The 16,631-nt window shown below is 70.5% G+C and carries 15 protein-coding genes; 9 read left to right on the top strand and 6 right to left on the bottom strand.

Annotated elements, in window-relative coordinates; genetic code table 11:
• Positions 1–2: 2 nt before the first annotated feature.
• From J8N05_RS09540 to J8N05_RS09525, 4 genes are read right to left on the bottom strand one after another with little or no spacing between them, the layout of a single operon-like run.
• A complete protein-coding gene (locus J8N05_RS09540; protein WP_210881997.1) occupies positions 3–971 on the bottom strand; it encodes a complex I subunit 1/NuoH family protein in 969 nt (322 codons plus the stop codon).
• On the bottom strand, positions 968–2,068 hold the full coding sequence (locus J8N05_RS09535; protein WP_210881996.1) for an NADH-quinone oxidoreductase subunit C: 1,101 nt from the start codon (positions 2,066–2,068) through the stop codon (positions 968–970). The genes J8N05_RS09540 and J8N05_RS09535 overlap by 4 nt, the downstream gene beginning before the upstream one ends.
• A complete protein-coding gene (locus J8N05_RS09530) occupies positions 2,065–2,820 on the bottom strand; it encodes an NADH-quinone oxidoreductase subunit B (protein WP_247706215.1) in 756 nt (251 codons plus the stop codon). The genes J8N05_RS09535 and J8N05_RS09530 overlap by 4 nt, the downstream gene beginning before the upstream one ends.
• On the bottom strand, positions 2,811–3,260 hold the full coding sequence (locus J8N05_RS09525) for an NADH-quinone oxidoreductase subunit A (protein ID WP_384272374.1): 450 nt from the start codon (positions 3,258–3,260) through the stop codon (positions 2,811–2,813). Before J8N05_RS09525 ends, J8N05_RS09530 begins: the two co-directional genes overlap by 10 nt.
• 365 nt (positions 3,261–3,625) lie before the next feature.
• Between J8N05_RS09525 and J8N05_RS09520 the strand changes: the two genes are divergently transcribed.
• The 5 genes from J8N05_RS09520 to J8N05_RS09500 all read left to right on the top strand — a co-directional run bounded on the left by J8N05_RS09520 (position 3,626) and on the right by J8N05_RS09500 (position 10,742).
• A complete protein-coding gene (locus J8N05_RS09520) occupies positions 3,626–4,816 on the top strand; it encodes a sensor histidine kinase (RefSeq protein ID WP_210881995.1) in 1,191 nt (396 codons plus the stop codon).
• Between the two features lie 258 nt (positions 4,817–5,074).
• Positions 5,075–6,433, top strand: coding sequence for a sensor histidine kinase (locus tag J8N05_RS09515; protein WP_210881994.1), 1,359 nt, complete (start codon positions 5,075–5,077; stop codon positions 6,431–6,433).
• Positions 6,434–6,685: 252 nt separating this feature from the next.
• Positions 6,686–7,357: a response regulator transcription factor gene (locus J8N05_RS09510; RefSeq protein WP_210881993.1), complete on the top strand. Its 672-nt coding sequence runs from the start codon at positions 6,686–6,688 to the stop codon at positions 7,355–7,357.
• A gap of 366 nt (positions 7,358–7,723) precedes the next feature.
• Entirely contained in the window at positions 7,724–9,655 is a 1,932-nt protein-coding gene (locus J8N05_RS09505) for a 2-oxoacid:acceptor oxidoreductase subunit alpha (protein WP_210881992.1), read from the top strand.
• Positions 9,648–10,742, top strand: a complete 1,095-nt coding sequence (locus tag J8N05_RS09500; RefSeq protein ID WP_210881991.1) for a 2-oxoacid:ferredoxin oxidoreductase subunit beta — start codon at positions 9,648–9,650, stop codon at positions 10,740–10,742. The genes J8N05_RS09505 and J8N05_RS09500 overlap by 8 nt, the downstream gene beginning before the upstream one ends.
• Before the next feature lie 109 nt (positions 10,743–10,851).
• On the opposite strand, the gene J8N05_RS09495 is transcribed toward J8N05_RS09500, so the two are convergent.
• Positions 10,852–11,187 (bottom strand): winged helix-turn-helix transcriptional regulator, encoded by a 336-nt coding sequence (locus J8N05_RS09495; RefSeq protein ID WP_247706694.1) that lies wholly within the window; start codon positions 11,185–11,187, stop codon positions 10,852–10,854.
• A 194-nt stretch (positions 11,188–11,381) separates the two neighbouring features.
• Between J8N05_RS09495 and J8N05_RS09490 the strand changes: the two genes are divergently transcribed.
• Positions 11,382–12,236 (top strand): SDR family oxidoreductase, encoded by an 855-nt coding sequence (locus J8N05_RS09490; protein WP_210881989.1) that lies wholly within the window; start codon positions 11,382–11,384, stop codon positions 12,234–12,236.
• Positions 12,237–12,413: 177 nt separating this feature from the next.
• Positions 12,414–13,487, top strand: a complete 1,074-nt coding sequence (rarD, locus tag J8N05_RS09485; protein ID WP_407699893.1) for an EamA family transporter RarD — start codon at positions 12,414–12,416, stop codon at positions 13,485–13,487.
• Here rarD and J8N05_RS09480 read toward each other — a convergent pair.
• Complete coding sequence (locus J8N05_RS09480) at positions 13,481–14,692, bottom strand: 4-hydroxybenzoate 3-monooxygenase (protein WP_210881987.1); 1,212 nt, start codon at positions 14,690–14,692, stop codon at positions 13,481–13,483. The two genes, rarD and J8N05_RS09480, sit on opposite strands and share 7 nt — an antisense overlap.
• A 314-nt stretch (positions 14,693–15,006) precedes the next feature.
• On the opposite strand from J8N05_RS09480, the gene J8N05_RS09475 reads away from it, so the two are divergent.
• Entirely contained in the window at positions 15,007–15,471 is a 465-nt protein-coding gene (locus J8N05_RS09475) for a VOC family protein (protein WP_384272367.1), read from the top strand.
• A 128-nt stretch (positions 15,472–15,599) separates the two neighbouring features.
• Positions 15,600–16,541 carry a M28 family metallopeptidase gene (locus J8N05_RS09470; protein WP_210881985.1) on the top strand — a complete coding sequence of 314 codons (942 nt, stop codon included), beginning with the start codon at positions 15,600–15,602 and terminating at the stop codon, positions 16,539–16,541.
• Positions 16,542–16,631: the final 90 nt, after the last annotated feature.

Below are 16,631 nucleotides of genomic sequence, written 5' to 3'. Positions count from 1 at the left end.
GGTTACGCGATCACCACCTTGACGATGCCGGTGAGGGCGATCTGGGCGAGGGAGAGGGGGACGAGGAGGGTCCAGGCGAGTTTCTGGAGCTGGTCCTCGCGCAAGCGGGGGTAGGTGACGCGCAGCCAGATGACGACGAAGGCGAGGACGGCCGCCTTCAGCAGGGTCCAGACCCAGCCGAGGCCGTCGGCGCCCCACGGGCCGTGCCAGCCGCCCAGGAAGAGCACGGTGGTCAGGCCGCACAGGACGACGATCCCGGCGTACTCGGCGAGGAGGAACAGGGCGAAGCGCAGACCGGTGTACTCGGTGTACGCGCCGAAGATGATCTCCGAGTCGGCGACCGGCATGTCGAAGGGCGGGCGCTGGAGTTCGGCGAGGCCCGCCACGAAGAAGACGATCGCGCCGACGATCTGCCAGGGCAGCCACCACCACTCGAAGGCGTCGACGATGCCGGGCAGGGAGACCGTGCCGGCCGCCATGGCGACCGAGGCGGCGGTCAGCAGCATGGGGAGTTCGTACGCGAGGAGCTGGGCGGCGGTGCGCAGACCGCCGAGGAGGGAGAACTTGTTGGCCGAGGCCCAGCCCGCCATGAGCGAGCCGAGGACGCTGACGCCCATCACGGCGAGGACGAAGAAGACGCCCGCGTCGACGACCTCGCCGACCGCGCCCTCGCCCGGGCCGATCGGGATGACGAGGAGGACCATGAGGTACGGGAGGAGGGCCACGGCGGGGGCGAGCTGGAAGACGCGGCGGTCCGCGCCGGCCGGGACCACGTCTTCCTTCTGGGCGAACTTCACGCCGTCCGCGACGAGTTGGGCCCAGCCGTGGAAGCCGCCCGCGTACATGGGGCCGAGGCGGCCCTGCATATGGGCCATCACCTTGTGCTCGGCCTGACCCACGATCAGGGGGAACGTCAGGAACACGACGAAGACGACGAGGAGTCGCAGGGCGACGTCGAGCGCGTCGTTCACTGCGCGCCTCCTGTGGGGCTTTCGGAATCGTCGGGATCGTCGGGGTTGTTGTCGGTGTCGCCAGGAGAGTCAGGTGCGTCGGAGGCGTCGGGGGCGTCCGGGTCTGGCGAAGGCTTGCCGGACCGTGGCTCCGTCGGTGCTGCGGGCTCGTCGAAAGCCGGGCGGGCCTGGTGCCACGGGGCATCCGAACCGCGCGGCGCTGCGGGCGCCTTCGGCTCGGCGGAGGCGTTTGGCTCGGGTGCCTTTGACTCGGCGGACGCTTTCGGCTCGGTCGGAGCGATCGGTTCGGTCGGCGCCGTGGGTGCGGGCGCAGGCTCAGGTGCGGCCGAAGCCGTGGCAGGCGGTGGCGGCGACGGTGGCGTCGGCGTCTGGCTCGCCGAGCCGCCGGCCGCCGTGCGGGTCCGTCGCGGCGGGCGTTCGCCGGTCGCGCCGGGCGCGCCCGCCGCTCCCCTCGCACCCGCCGCGCGGCCCGCGCCTCGGGCCGGGCGGGCGGGGGCCGGGGGGAGTTGGCCCTTGAGGGGGCCCCATTCGTTCGGGTCGGGGACTCCCGGCGGGAGCATCTGGCGGCGTTTCGGGCCGCCGTGCTCCGACTCCCCCGGCTCCTTCGCGCCCGGCCAGGCCTTCGCCACGCGGGCCGCCAGGACGAAGTCCTTGCGCAGGGGGTGGCCCTCGAAGCCCTCGGGCAGCAGGAGCGGGTCCAGGCCGGGATGGCCCTCGAAGGTGACGCCGAACATCTCGTGGGTCTCGCGTTCGTGCCAGGCGGCGCCCGCGTAGACCTCGACGGCGGAGGGGAGGACGGGTGAGGAGTGCGGGACCGTCGTGCGGACGAGGAGACGGCGTACGGGGGCCAGCGCCACGACGTGGGCCGAGACGCGGAAGCCGGCGCCCGGTTCCGTGCCGGGTTCGTCGACGGCGCTCAGCCAGTCGAAGTAGGTGCAGCCCAGGGCGTCACGCGCGCTCCGCAGGGAGGCGAGCCAGGCGGCCGGGGGCACGTCGACCGTCAGCAGTTCGTACGACTCCTCGGCCGTGGCGTCCGGGCCGAAGAGCTCCGTCACGGGAGCGGGGAGCCACCCGGTCGCCCCGGTCGCCCCGGTCATCGGGCGTCCTCCGCGGCCGAAGCCGTGGTCGGCCCCGCGGCCGAAGCCGTTGCCGTCGCCTCGGCCGAAGCCGTGGTCGTCGTCTCGGCCGGAGCCGATGTGGGCGCCGCGGCCGGCGGCTGTACGAGGCCGCTCTGCAGCGCGGCCACGGAGGGGCGGCCGGCGCCGGAGGACGCGTACCGCTCCCCCAGGGACTCGCGGGCGATCTTCTCCTGGAGCTTGAGGATGCCCTGGAGCAGCGCCTCCGGGCGGGGCGGGCAGCCCGGTACGTACACGTCGACGGGGATGATCTGGTCGACGCCCTTCGTGACGGAGTACGAGTCCCAGTACGGGCCGCCGCAGTTCGAGCAGGCGCCGAAGGAGATGACGTACTTCGGCTCGGGCATCTGCTCGTACAGGCGCTTCACGGCCGGGGCCATCTTGTCGGTGACCGTGCCGGAGACCACCATCAGGTCGGCCTGGCGCGGGCCCGGTGCGAACGGGATGACACCGAGGCGGATGAAGTCGTGACGGGCCATCGACGCCGCGATGAACTCGATCGCGCAGCAGGCGAGTCCGAAGTTGAAGACCCAGAGCGAGTAGCGGCGGCCCCAGTTCAGGACCACCTTCATCGGCTCGGGGGCCAGCCGGGCGAGCGCGCCCAGCCGCTTCGGCTCAGGCAGCAGCACCGGCTCGGGAGCCGACGGGGCCGACGGGGCCGGGGCGGCCGAGGACGTCGACGGGGTCGAGGCGGCCGTGGGGGTCACGTCCATGTGAGGACGCCCTTCTTGTATGCGTACAGCAGACCGACGGCCAGGAAGCCGAGGAAGATGAACATCTCCACGAGCGTCGCCGCGCCGTAGCCCGGCGCGGCGAAGACCGTCGCCCAGGGGAAGAGGAAGATCGAGTCGACGGCGAAGATCACGTACAGGAACGCGTAGACGTAGTAGCGGACCTGGGTGTGGGCCCAGCCCTCGCCGACGGGGTCGACCCCGCACTCGTACGTCATGAGCTTCTCGGGGGTCGGGACGACGGGGCGCAGCAGGCGGCCCGCTCCGAAGGCGACGGCGACGAACAGCACGCCGACCACGGCGAGCAGTCCGACGACGGAGTAGGACTGGAAGTAGTCCGCCGCGAGAGAGGTACCGGCGGCCGAGTCACCGGCTCCGGTTCCCGTGGTTCCGGTCGCCGCGACCATGGTCGGTTCCGGCACGTCCGCCCCTCGCTCCCTGGCCTGGATGACCTCGTGTGACCTGGTGTGATCTCGTGCGACAAGCCCGTACGACTCCGCACGACAGGCCTGTGCGACTCCGTACGACGAGCCCGTACGAGTCCGCAGGACCACGCGTGCGCCTGCGTGCGCGCCGTGCGGTGCGCCGCGTTCGACGATCTGTACGCACCGGAGTCTAGGGCCTGCTAAAGGGACCGTAAGCAGCCCGTCACGGTTAGGCATGGTGCGGTTGGGTTCCCGGGCCGCGGTCGAAGGGGGCCGGAGCCGTCGATGGTGGGGTTTTCCCCCGGAGACGGAGGCGGCCCACCTCATGGCGCCGCGGGCCGCGGTTCGACAAAGTGGCGCCTATGACCGAACGCATTCCGGCCGTCGACACCCTGGGCATCGGCACCGACAGGCCGCCACCCCCGCGCTTCGCCTACGACCGGCACACCTGGAAGGAGATCGCGCATCTCCTGGCCAACCTGCCGTCGTCCCTCGTCGGCTTCACCTATGTCGTCACCGTGCTGTTCCTGGGAGCGGGGCTGACGGTGACGGTGATCGGGCTGCCGGTGCTGGCGTTCGGGCTGCTGGGCGCGCGCCAGCTGGGGAAGTTCGAGCGGATGCGGGCCAGGGGGCTGCTCGGGGTGCGGGTGGACGAGCCGAGCCCGTTGCCGTTCCGCGGGCGGGGCGGGTTCTTCGGCTGGCTGTGGATGGCGCTGAAGGATCCGGTCGGCTGGCGGACCGTGCTCTACGAGCTGATGCGACTGCCGTGGAGCATCATCACCTTCACCCTCATGCTGACGTCGTTGTTCGTGCTGTGGCCGGTGCTGCCGTTCCTCGCGCGCGGCCTCGCCAACGCCGACCGGGCCATGGTGCGTGCCCTGCTGTCGCCCTCCGACGAGCTGGAACAGCGGATCGCCGAACTGGAGTCTGACCGCGGGGTGGTCGTCGACACGGCCGCGGCCGACCTGCGGCGCATCGAGCGGGACCTGCACGACGGGGCGCAGGCCCGGCTGGTGAACCTCGCGATGGGGCTCGGCCTGGCGAAGGAGAAGCTGCTGGAGGGACAGGCCGACGAGACCGTCGCGGCGATGGTCGACGAGGCGCACGGCGAGGTGAAACTGGCGTTGCAGGAACTGCGGGACCTGGCACGCGGTATCCACCCGGCGGTCCTCACCGACCGCGGTCTGGACGCGGCGCTGTCCTCGGTCGGCGCCCGCTGCACGGTGCCGGTGAAGGTGACGGCCGACCTCCCGGCCCGCCCGGCCGCGGCCATCGAGGGCATCGCGTACTTCACCGTCTCCGAACTCCTGCAGAACGTCAGCAAGCACAGCGGGGCGCGGTCCGCCTCGGTCGACGTGTGGCGTTCGGAGAACCGCCTGCTCATACAGGTCTGGGACGACGGCCGCGGGGGCGCCTCCCTCGACGGCGGTACGGGGATGGCGGGGCTCGCGGACCGGCTCGGCGCGGTGGACGGCCTGTTCGTCATCGACTCGCCGGTCGGCGGACCGACGACGATCACGGCGGAGCTGCCGTGGCGGGACCGGACGGAGTGACACCCAGGGGGAAGCCCTGATCATGCGGCAGCCCTCAGGAGGGGCGACGCCCCCTGACGCCCCCGAACGCCCTCGCCCGGGGCGCGTTCGGGGGCGTATGTACGTGCGCCCGTCCCCCGGGGTAGGGAAAACCCCCCTCCCGAGACGCCGACGCGCTCCATGTTCCGCGGGCGCCGCACCCAGCAGAGTGGAGTTACACCAGCGGACGGCTCAGCTGAACGAACGCGAGCAGCTGACGGACAGGAACGGACGGCGGCCATGGCCACGGAGTACGGACAGGGATACGGGTGGGACGACGGCCCCGGATTCCGGGGGGAGGGCACCGGGGAGCGGTGGCACCGGCTCCCCGCCGCGCTGCGGGCGCCGATCGAGGGCCGCAGCCTGCGTGAGTTCGTCTACCTGCTGCTGAGTCTGCCGATCAGCATCTTCATGTTCACCTTCGCCGTGACGATGATGTCGCTCGGCGCGGGCCTGCTGATCACCTTCCTCGGCGTCCCGGTGCTCGCCGCGGGACTCGCCGGCTGCCGCGGACTCGGCGCGCTGGAACGGGCGCGCGCCCGCGGCCTGCTGGGGCTCGACGTCGCCGCGCCGGAACCCCTGCGGATGCGCAAGCAGAGCCCCATGGGGTGGATGGGGGCCACGCTGAAGAGCGGCGCGTCCTGGCGCCACCTCCTTTACACGGTCATCCACTTCCCGTGGGCCGTGTTCGCCTTCTCCGTGGCCATCACCCTCTGGACGACCGGCTGGACCCTGCTGACGTACCCGCTGTGGTTCTGGGTCTTCCCCATGTCCGGTGGACAGGACGGACTGCAGCTGTACGGGGACGAGGCGCACCGCGTCTACCTGGACAACCCCTTCGAGATCACCGTGACCGCGCTGGTCGGCCTGCTGCTCACCCTCGCGACGCCGTGGATCATTCGGTCGCTGACCCTGGTGGACCGACTCCTCGTGGGCGGGCTGCTGGGCCCTTCGAAGCTGGCCACCCGCGTGGTGGAGCTGGAGTCGGACCGGGGTGTCGTGGTCGACACGGCGGCGGCCGACCTGCGGCGCATCGAACGCGACCTGCACGACGGGGCGCAGGCCCGGCTGGTGGCGCTGGCGATGGATCTGGGGCTGGCGAAGGAGAAGCTGGCGGAGGATCCGGAGGCGGCGGCGCGGATGGTGGGCGAGGCGCACGGTGAGGTGAAGACGGCGTTGCAGGAGCTGCGGGATCTCGCCCGCGGGATCCATCCCGCCGTGCTGACCGACCGGGGTCTTGACGCCGCGCTGTCGTCGGTCGCCTCCCGGTGCACCGTGCCCGTGCAGGTCGAGGTCGATCTGCCGGCCCGGCCGGTGCCCGCCATCGAGGGGATCGCGTACTTCACGGTGTCCGAGCTGCTGCAGAACATCAGCAAGCACTCGCGGGCCACCCGGGCGACGGTCGATGTCTGGCGGATCGAGAACCGGCTGATGATCCAGGTCGTCGACAACGGGGTCGGTGGGGCGGATGCCGGGGCGGGGTCCGGGCTTGCGGGGCTCGCTGGGCGGCTCGACGCGGTGGACGGGATTCTCGTGGTCGATTCGCCCGCGGCCGGGCCCACTCGGGTGACCGCGGAGTTGCCCTGGCGGGCGGCCTGAGGTTCTGCTCCCGGGGAGGCGGGTTTTTCTTCCCCGGCCCCGCCCCTTCCCGAAACCGGGGGCTTCGCCCCCTGCCCCCCTCAAAGACTGAAAGATTGCGCAGTTCCCCGCGCCCCTGGATGGGGGCGCGGGGAACTGCGCTGCCGGCCACTCCGCGCTCGCCCCGCGAGGGGAAACGTGCCGCGCACAAGCCCCGATGCTGGGATGCTGGGTGCGGACGTTTGTGCGGGACGGGCTGGGGGGCCGAGAATCGTGGAGGACAGAGTGCGCGTGGTCATCGCCGAGGATTCAGTGCTGCTTCGGGAGGGCCTGACCCGGTTGCTGACCGACCGCGGGCACGAGGTGATCGCCGGCGTCGGGGACGGGGAGGCGCTGATCAAGACGATCACGGAGTTCGCGGCGCAGGACGCGCTGCCGGACGTCGTCGTCGCGGACGTCCGGATGCCGCCGACCCACACGGACGAGGGCGTGAAGGCGGCCGTGCAGTTGCGCAGGCAGCATCCGGGGCTGGGCGTCCTGGTGCTGTCGCAGTACGTGGAGGAGCAGTACGCCACCGAACTGCTGGCCGGTTCCACCACCGGCGTCGGCTATCTCCTCAAGGACCGGGTAGCCGAAGTGCGGGAGTTCGTGGACGCGGTCGTCCGCGTGGCCCGCGGCGGCACCGCTCTCGACCCCGAGGTCGTCGCGCAGCTGCTCGGGCGCAGCCGGAAGCAGGACGTCCTCGCGGGGCTCACCCCGCGCGAGAGGGAGGTCCTGGGGCTGATGGCCGAGGGGCGGACCAACTCCGCGGTCGCCCGGCAGCTCGTGGTCAGCGACGGCGCGGTCGAGAAGCACGTGAGCAACATCTTCATGAAACTGGGCCTGTCCCAGAGCGACGGGGACCACCGGCGCGTGCTCGCGGTCCTGACCTACCTGAAGTCCTGAGCCGCCCGAAGTCCCGAGAGCTACCTGATGCCCCGGGAAGCTGACACTGTGCCAGGGGTCGGTGTCAGGAGTCGGTGCCAGGTGTCAGGGGTCAGGGGTCGGTGCCAGGGGTCGGTGTCGGCGGCCCGCGTCAGAGGTACAGCGTGGTCCGAGTGTGAGAACCGAGAATGTGTACGGAGCGTCTTCATAGGTAACTCCGGGGGGCGGAGCAATCGTGGCAAAACAGGATGTACGACAGTCTCGAAACGGCGTCCGTCATGAGCGCTTCCCGGGGCGGGCACCCCTTGCCGACGTAGGGTTGGGCCCGGGGTGGAAGCCTGCGTGAGGGCCACACCCGGACAGCCGCCTCGAAGGAGGTTCACTTCAGTGACCAGTCAGGTCAGCAGTCCAGCTGAGCAGGCCGACGGAGCCGTCGTAGGAGAACAGCGCAAACCGGCGGGTGAGAAGGACGTACGCCGGCTCGATCGGGTGATCATCCGGTTCGCGGGGGACTCGGGTGACGGTATGCAGCTCACCGGAGACCGTTTCACCTCCGAGACGGCATCGTTCGGGAACGACCTTTCGACACTGCCGAACTTCCCCGCCGAGATCCGTGCGCCCGCAGGAACACTGCCGGGCGTTTCTTCTTTTCAGCTGCATTTCGCCGACCACGACATCCTCACGCCGGGCGATGCGCCCAACGTGCTGGTGGCGATGAATCCGGCCGCGCTGAAGGCGAACATCGCCGATGTTCCGCGCGGCGCGGAGATCATCGTCAACACGGACGAGTTCACCAAACGGGCGATGTCGAAGGTCGGGTACGCGGCCAGCCCGCTGGAGGACGGTTCGCTGGACGGGTTCTCCGTGCACCCGGTGCCGCTGACCACGCTGACCGTCGAGGCCCTGAAGTCGTTCGACCTCACCCGCAAGGAGGCCGAGCGCAGCAAGAACATGTTCGCGCTGGGCCTGCTGTCGTGGATGTACCACCGGCCGACCGAGGGCACCGAGAAGTTCCTGCGGACCAAGTTCGCCAGGAAGCCGGACATCGCGGCGGCGAACATCGCCGCGTTCCGGGCGGGCTGGAACTTCGGCGAGACGACCGAGGACTTCGCCGTCTCGTACGAGATCGCGCCGGCCACCCAGGCGTTCCCGACGGGCACCTACCGGAACATCTCCGGGAACCTGGCACTGTCGTACGGGCTGATCGCCGCCTCCCGGCAGGCCGACCTGCCGCTGTACCTGGGCTCGTACCCGATCACTCCCGCCTCCGACATCCTGCACGAGCTGAGCAAGCACAAGAACTTCGGTGTACGCACCTTCCAGGCCGAGGACGAGATCGCGGGGATCGGGGCGGCGCTGGGCGCGGCCTTCGGCGGGTCGCTCGCGGTGACCACGACGTCCGGTCCTGGCGTGGCGCTCAAGAGCGAGACGATCGGGCTCGCCGTCTCCCTCGAACTGCCGCTGCTGGTCATCGACATCCAGCGCGGCGGGCCCTCGACCGGGCTGCCGACCAAGACCGAGCAGGCCGACCTGCTGCAGGCGATGTACGGGCGCAACGGCGAGGCTCCGGTGCCGATCGTGGCGCCCCGCACACCCGCCGACTGTTTCGACGCGGCCGTCGAGGCGGCCCGCATCGCGCTCGCGTACCGCACGCCCGTACTGCTGCTCTCCGACGGCTACCTGGCCAACGGCTCGGAGCCGTGGCGCATCCCCGAGACCGACGAACTGCCCGATCTGCGGGTGCAGTTCGCGCAGGGGCCCAACCACACGCTGGACGACGGCACCGAGGTCTTCTGGCCCTACAAGCGCGACCCCAAGACGCTGGCCCGGCCGTGGGCGATCCCGGGCACGCCGGGTCTTGAGCACCGCATCGGCGGCATCGAGAAGCAGGACGGCACGGGCAACATCAGCTACGACCCGGCCAACCACGACTTCATGGTCCGCACCCGCCAGGCGAAGATCGACGGCATCGACGTCCCCGACGTGGAGGTCGACGACCTCACCGGGACGGCGAACACGCTGGTCCTGGGCTGGGGTTCGACCTACGGACCGATCACCGCCGCGGTACGCCGGCTGCGGGCCGCCGGGGAGCACATCGCGCAGGCCCACCTGCGTCACCTCAACCCCTTCCCGCGCAATCTCGCCGCGGTGCTGGGGCGTTACGACAAAGTGGTCATCCCCGAGATGAACCTCGGCCAGCTGGCCACGCTGGTCAGGGCGAAGTACCTGGTGGACGCCCACTCGTACAACCAGGTGAACGGCATGCCGTTCAAGGCTGAGCAGCTCGCCACGGCTCTCAAGGAGGCCATCGATGGCTGAGACGACCACGGAAGGCTCGGGCACGATCGAGGCGCTCACTCTGGTGCCCAAAGCCGAGGCCAGGCAGTCCATGAAGGACTTCAAGTCCGATCAGGAAGTGCGCTGGTGCCCCGGCTGCGGCGACTACGCGATCCTCGCCGCCGTCCAGGGCTTCATGCCCGAACTCGGCCTGGCGAAGGAGAACATCGTCTTCGTCTCGGGCATCGGATGCTCGTCCCGCTTCCCGTACTACATGAACACCTACGGGATGCACTCCATCCACGGCCGCGCGCCCGCCATCGCCACCGGGCTCGCCTCGTCACGGCAGGACCTGTCGGTGTGGGTCGTCACCGGTGACGGCGACGCGCTGTCCATCGGCGGCAACCACCTGATCCACGCGCTGCGGCGCAACGTGAACCTGAAGATCCTGCTGTTCAACAACCGGATCTACGGACTCACCAAGGGCCAGTACTCGCCGACCTCCGAGGTCGGGAAGATCACCAAGTCCACGCCGATGGGCTCGCTCGACGCGCCCTTCAACCCGGTGTCGCTGGCGATCGGCGCGGAGGCGTCCTTCGTGGCGCGGACCGTGGACTCCGACCGCAAGCACCTCACCGAGGTCCTGCGGCAGGCCGCCGCCCACCCGGGCACCGCCCTCGTGGAGATCTACCAGAACTGCAACATCTTCAACGACGGCGCCTTCGAGGTCCTCAAGGACCGCCGGCAGGCCGAGGAGGCGGTGATCCGCCTGGAGCACGGGCGGCCGATCCGCTTCGGCGCCCCGCTGGAGGACGGCCTCGGCTCCAAGGGCGTCGTACGCGACGCGGTGACCGGGGATCTGAAGGTCGTCACCGTCACGCCGGAGAACGAGCCGCTGATCCTCGTCCACGACGCGCACGCCGCCTCACCGACGACGGCGTTCGCACTGTCCCGGCTCGCCGATCCGGACACACTGCACCACACGCCGATCGGGGTGCTGCGGGCCGTGGACCGGGCTGTCTACGACACGCAGATGGCCGATCAGCTCGACTCCGCCATCGAGCAGAACGGCAAGGGGGATCTGTCCGCGCTGCTCACGGGTGGGGATGCGTGGACGGTTGTCGGATAGGGGTTTTTCCTGCCGCTCCGCGGAGAGGTCGGCTCGATGGCTGCGGGTGCGTCGTGGCCGGTCGCGCAGTTCCCCGCGCCCCTGACGGGGCGGGGCCCGGTCGTTCCGTCTACGACCGGGCCTCGTCGTATGCCTGGCGTGCTTTTTCCACCGCGTCCATCCGTTGTTCGGTCCACAGGGCCAGGGCCAGGACCTGTTCGGCGGCCTCCCTGCCCAGGTCGGTGAGGGAGTAGTCGACGCGCGGGGGTATGACCGGCTTGGCGTCGCGGTGTACGAGGCCGTCGCGTTCCAGGGTCTGCAGGGTCTGGGTGAGCATCTTCTCGCTGACCCTGCCGATCGCCCGGCGCAGCTCGCTGAAGCGGTGCGGGCGCTCCCTCAGCTCGATCAGGACGAGGACGCCCCAGCGACTGGTGACGTGCTCCAGGACGAGGCGGTAGGGACACATCCCCTCGCCGGTGGAGTACTTGTCCACGATCGGACTCGCCGCCGGACCCGCCGCCGGGCCGGTCGCCGCCGGGCTGCTCTCTTCCGATGCACTTACCGTCATGGAGGTACCTTACTTCAAAGTGGGTACTTTCCCAGAGTTAGTGCAGCTCCTATGGTGAGTACGTACCCACCCCACAAGGAGTTGTTTCCACCATGAGCATCGTCGTCACCGGAGCCACCGGACACCTCGGCAAGCACGTCATCGCGGGGCTGCTGGAGAAGGTCCCGGCCGACCAGGTCGTCGCCGTCGTCCGCAACAAGGAGAAGGCGGCGGACTTCGCCGCCCGCGGCGTGCGCATCGCGGTCGCCGACTACAACGCTCCCGAGACGTTCGACAGCGTCTTCTCCGCCGGCGACCGGGTGCTGCTCGTCTCCGGCAACGAGTTCGACAAGGGCCGCGTCGCCCAGCACAAGGTCGTCCTCGACGCCGCCAAGGCCGCCGGGGTCGCGCTCTTCGCGTACACCAGCGCCCCCGGCACGCTGACCGCGGCGCTGGCCGACGACCACCGGGGCACCGAGGCGGCGGTCCTGGAGTCCGGTGTGCCGTACGTCCTGCTGCGCAACGGCTGGTACAACGAGAACTACACCGAGAACCTCGCCCCCGTCCTCGAACACGGCGCCGTCGTCCAGGCCGCCGGCGAGGGCCGGATCTCCACCGCCTCCCGCGCGGACTACGCGGCCGCCGCCGTGGCCGTGCTGACCGGTGAGGGCCACGAGAACAAGACGTACGAGCTGGGCGGCGACACCGCCTTCGGCTTCGCCGAGTACGCCGCCGTGGTGGCGCAGGCGTCCGGCAAGGAGATCGCGTACAACGCCGTCCCCGCCGAGACGTTCAAGGGCATCCTGACCGGTGCCGGCCTGCCCGCGCCGTTCGCCGAGATCCTGGCCGGTGTCGACGTGTCCATCGAGAAGGGCGAGCTGATCGTCGACACGGGCGACCTCTCCCGGCTGACCGGCCGTCCGACCACGCCGATCGCGGAGTCGGTCGCGGCGGCGCTCAAGGGCTGAGGCCCCTCGCCGGTCCCGGTCACGGATCCAGTCCCGGGTCCGGTCACGGGTCCGGTCACGGCCCTCCCGGGACCGCGTAACCCCCGCCTGTCATGACCGTATGGCGATACGGGCATGACGTGCGGGGGTTCTTGGCGCTACCTTCTTGGAGTTTGCAGCCACAACGAAAGAAGGGCCGTGCCGGTGGAGTCCGAGGGCGAGAAGCACATAGGTCCGGACACGGGTCCGGAGTCCAAGGGCGAACAGCGGATCGGCCTGCTGAACGGTTTCGCGGCGTACGGCATGTGGGGGCTCGTCCCCCTCTTCTGGCCGTTCCTCGAACCCGCGGGCGCCGGAGAGATCCTCGCCCACCGCATGGTCTGGTCCCTCGGTTTCGTGCTGATCGCCCTCGTGGTGATGCGGCGCTGGGCCTGGGCCCTCCCCCTGCTGCGTCAGCCGCGCAAGCTGGGCCTGATCACCGTCGCGGCGGGCGTGATCACCATCAACTGGGGCGTCTACATCTGGGCCGTGAACAGCGGCCATGTGGTGGAGGCGTCGCTCGGGTACTTCATCAATCCGCTCGTCACCATCGCGATCGGCGTCCTGCTCCTGAAGGAAAGGCTGCGGCCCGCCCAGTGGGCGGCGGTCGGCACCGGCTTCGCCGCGGTGCTCGTCCTGACCGTCGGCTACGGCCAGCCGCCGTGGATCTCCCTGTGTCTCGCCTTCTCCTTCGCCACGTACGGCCTGGTGAAGAAGAAGCTCAACCTCGGCGGCCTGGAGTCGCTGGCCGCGGAGACCGCCGTCCAGTTCCTGCCCGCGCTCGGCTATCTGGTGTGGCTGTCGGCCCGGGGCGACGCGACCTTCGGCGGTGAAGGCGCCGGGCACGCGGTGCTGCTGGCCGCGACCGGTGTCGTCACCGCCCTGCCGCTCGTCTGCTTCGGCGCGGCGGCGATCCGGGTGCCGCTGTCCACGCTGGGACTGCTCCAGTATCTGGCGCCCGTGCTCCAGTTCCTGCTCGGCATCCTGTACTTCCACGAGGCGATGCCCCCCGAGCGGTGGGCCGGGTTCGCCCTGGTGTGGGCCGCGCTGTCGCTGCTGACCTGGGACGCGCTGCGCACGGCCCGCCGGTCGCGGACGGCCCTGCGGAACGCGGCGATCGCCGCGGCGTCCGCGACCGCGGAGGCGTCTGCGGAGGCGTCGGCGTCAGCCGAGGCGTCGGCGGCCGGGGTCACCGAGGTGGCCGGGCAGGAGCAGGCGGGCCGCCCTCAGTAGTCGGTGTCCTTGCCGAGGAACAGCTCGGCGAATCCGGCCGCGGCGGCGGGCGAGCCGAGGGTCCGCCGCATCCTCGCCAGCGCGACCCCCGCACGGAACGGATCGCCGGACGAGACACCGTGGTACACCTCGGACAGCCACTGCGAGAACTCCTGGTACTGCCACACCCGCCGCAGACACCTCTGCGAGTAGTCGCGCAGCCCGCTGTCGTCCCCCTTGCCGTAGTGGGCGACGAGCGCGTCGCCGAGCAGCAGGGAGTCGTGGATCGCGAGGTTCATGCCCTTCGCGCCGATCGGTGCGAGCAGATGGGCCGCGTCCCCCACCAGATACAGCCGCCCGTACGCCATCGGCTCCACCACGTAGTTGTGCATGGCCAGGACCCGCTTCTCGATCAGCTCGCCCTCGACGAGCGGCCGGGCCCCCTCCGCCGCGAGCCGTTCGTGCAGCTCGGACCAGACGCGGTCGTGCGACCAGTTCTCCGGGTCGTCGCCCGGCGGGCACTCCAGGTAGTAGCGGGTGACCTGCGGGCTGCGGGCCATGTGCCCGGCGAACCCGCGCGGATGGATCCCGAAGACCACGCAGTCGGAGGACGGGGGCGCCTCGGCGAGGAGGGCCAGCCAGCCGACGCCGAGGTCGTGCCGGGCGATCGAGACGTGCTCCGCCGGCATGTGGTCGCGGGTCACACCGCGTGCGCCGTCGCACCCCGCGACGAAGTCGCAGTCGAGCCGTACGCGTTCGCCCGTCTCCGGATCCGTGTACGCCACCGAGGGCCGGTCGGTGTCCGTCCCGGCCGGCTCGACGTCACGGACGCCGAAGCGGATGTCGCCGCCGCGGACGTCCGCGTACTCACGCACCAGGTCGGTCACCAGGAGCGGCTGCGGATAGACGTAGTGCCGCTGCCCCGACACACCCGTGTACGGGAACCGGTGGCTCTCCCCCGCGAACCGGAACTCGCACTCGGTGTGCACCACCGTGTTCTGCAGCAGCCGGTCCGCGAGGCCCCGGCCGTCCAGCGCGCGTACCGCCCATTCCTCCAGGAAGCCCGCGCGCGGACGCTGCTCGATGAACTGCCTGCTCTCGTTCTCCAGCACCACGCAGTCCACGGAGGCGGCCCGCAGGATGTTGGCCAGCGTGAGCCCGGCGGGGCCTGCGCCCACGACGACTACGCGGGTGCGTTGGGCGGAGGCGGGGGCGTCTGCGGTCATACGAACAGTATGGCGAGTTCGAGGGGAGCGCCTGAGGGGTTTTCCTCGCCCCCGCCGCCCCTACCCGTTCCCGTCCCTGCCTCAGGGGCTCCGCCCCCGAACCCCCGCTCCTCAAACGCCGGAGAGGCTGAACCACTCAGGGGCGCGGGGAACTGCGCAATCGTTGAGGCCCGCCCCCACCGGACCCGCAGACGAACCCTCGCTCCTCGAACGCCGAAGGGCTGAACAACTCAGGGGCGCGGGGAACTGCGCAATCGTTAAGGCCCGCCCCAGCACGCCCAATGGGTCCCACCTCGCACAGGTTCCGCCTATAAATGGTCACCATGACCGAACCACTGCACTGGAAACTCGTCGTCGACGCCGCCGACCCGCACGCCCAGGCCGATTTCTGGGGCGCCGCCCTCAACTACCTCGTCGAGGACCACAGTTCGCTGATCGAGCGACTGCTGAGCGTCGGCGCCGCACCTCCCGAGCTGGTCGTCGAGTCGCACGGCCGCCATGCCTGGCGGGACGCGACCGGCGTACGGCACCCGCAGGACCCGTACCAGGAGGAGACCGGCGTGGGGCTCGGGCGGCGGCTGCTGTTCCAGCGCGTACCGGAGCCGAAGACCGTGAAGAACCGGCTGCACATCGATCTGCACACCGAGGCCGGGAAGCGGGACGCGGAGGTGGCGCGGCTGACCGGGCTCGGGGCGACGGTCGTCCGCGAGGTGAGGGAACCGTCGGGCGAGTGGGTGGTGATGGCGGACCCGGAGGGCAACGAGTTCTGCCTCCACTGAGCCGCATCCGCTATGCGAACGCCGCTGACCGGATTGTGCTCTTGACGGAACGTCAACCTCAGCTTCACCATCAGGCACCAATTTCCGCAAGGAATCCAAGGAATCCAAAGGAATTCGGAGCCCCCCACATGAAGCTCTCCGTTCCCGGACGCGCCACGGGTGCCGCCGCTCTGGCGATCGCCGCGTTGCTCACGACGAGCGCGATAGCCGACGCCGCGCCCGCGCGCGTGGCCGCCGCACCGGACATACCCGTGGCCAACGTCAAGGCCCATCTCACCCAGCTGCAGTCCATCGCCACCGCCAACGGCGGCAACCGCGCCCACGGCCGCGCCGGCTACAAGGCCTCCCTCGACTACGTGAAGGCCAAGCTGGACGCGGCCGGATTCACCACCGCCATCCAGCAGTTCACCTCCTCCGGCAGCACCGGCTACAACCTGATCGCCGACTGGCCCGGCGGCGACACCAACCAGGTCGTCATGTCGGGCTCCCACCTCGACAGCGTCTCCGCGGGACCCGGCATCAACGACAACGGCTCCGGTTCGGCGGCCGTCCTGGAGGCCGCGCTCGCCGTGTCCCGGGCGCAGTACCAGCCCACCAAGCATCTGCGGTTCGCCTGGTGGGGAGCGGAGGAGCTGGGCATGGTCGGCTCGCGCTACTACGTCAACAGCCTCACCACCGCCAACCGCGCGAAGATCAGCGGCTATCTGAACTTCGACATGATCGGGTCGCCGAACCCCGGCTACTTCGTCTACGACGACGACCCGGCCATCGAGAAGACCTTCAAGGACTACTTCACCGGCCTCGGTGTCGCGACCGAGATCGAGACCGAGGGCGACGGCCGCTCGGACCACGCCTACTTCAAGAGCGCGGGCATCCCCGTCGGCGGCCTCTTCACCGGCGCCAGCACCCGCAAGACCGCGGCCCAGGTGACCAAGTGGGGCGGCACGGCGGGCGTGGCGTTCGACCGCTGCTACCACTCCTCGTGCGACACGACGACGAACATCAACGACACCGCCCTGGACCGCAACAGCGACGCCCTCACGTACGCGGTGTGGGAGCTGTCGGAGTAGCCCGGCCCGGCCCGCTCCGGGGGTAGGACCTACCGACGACTGCATGCGTGTGCATATACTGCATACGCGTGTAGTCGTCGGACGCCCTAC

The sequence above is a fragment of the Streptomyces liliiviolaceus genome, from assembly GCF_018070025.1.
Lineage (GTDB): Bacteria > Actinomycetota > Actinomycetes > Streptomycetales > Streptomycetaceae > Streptomyces > Streptomyces liliiviolaceus.
Note: the sequence above shows the minus strand (reverse complement) of the source record. Positions and strands in the feature narration are given on the sequence as shown.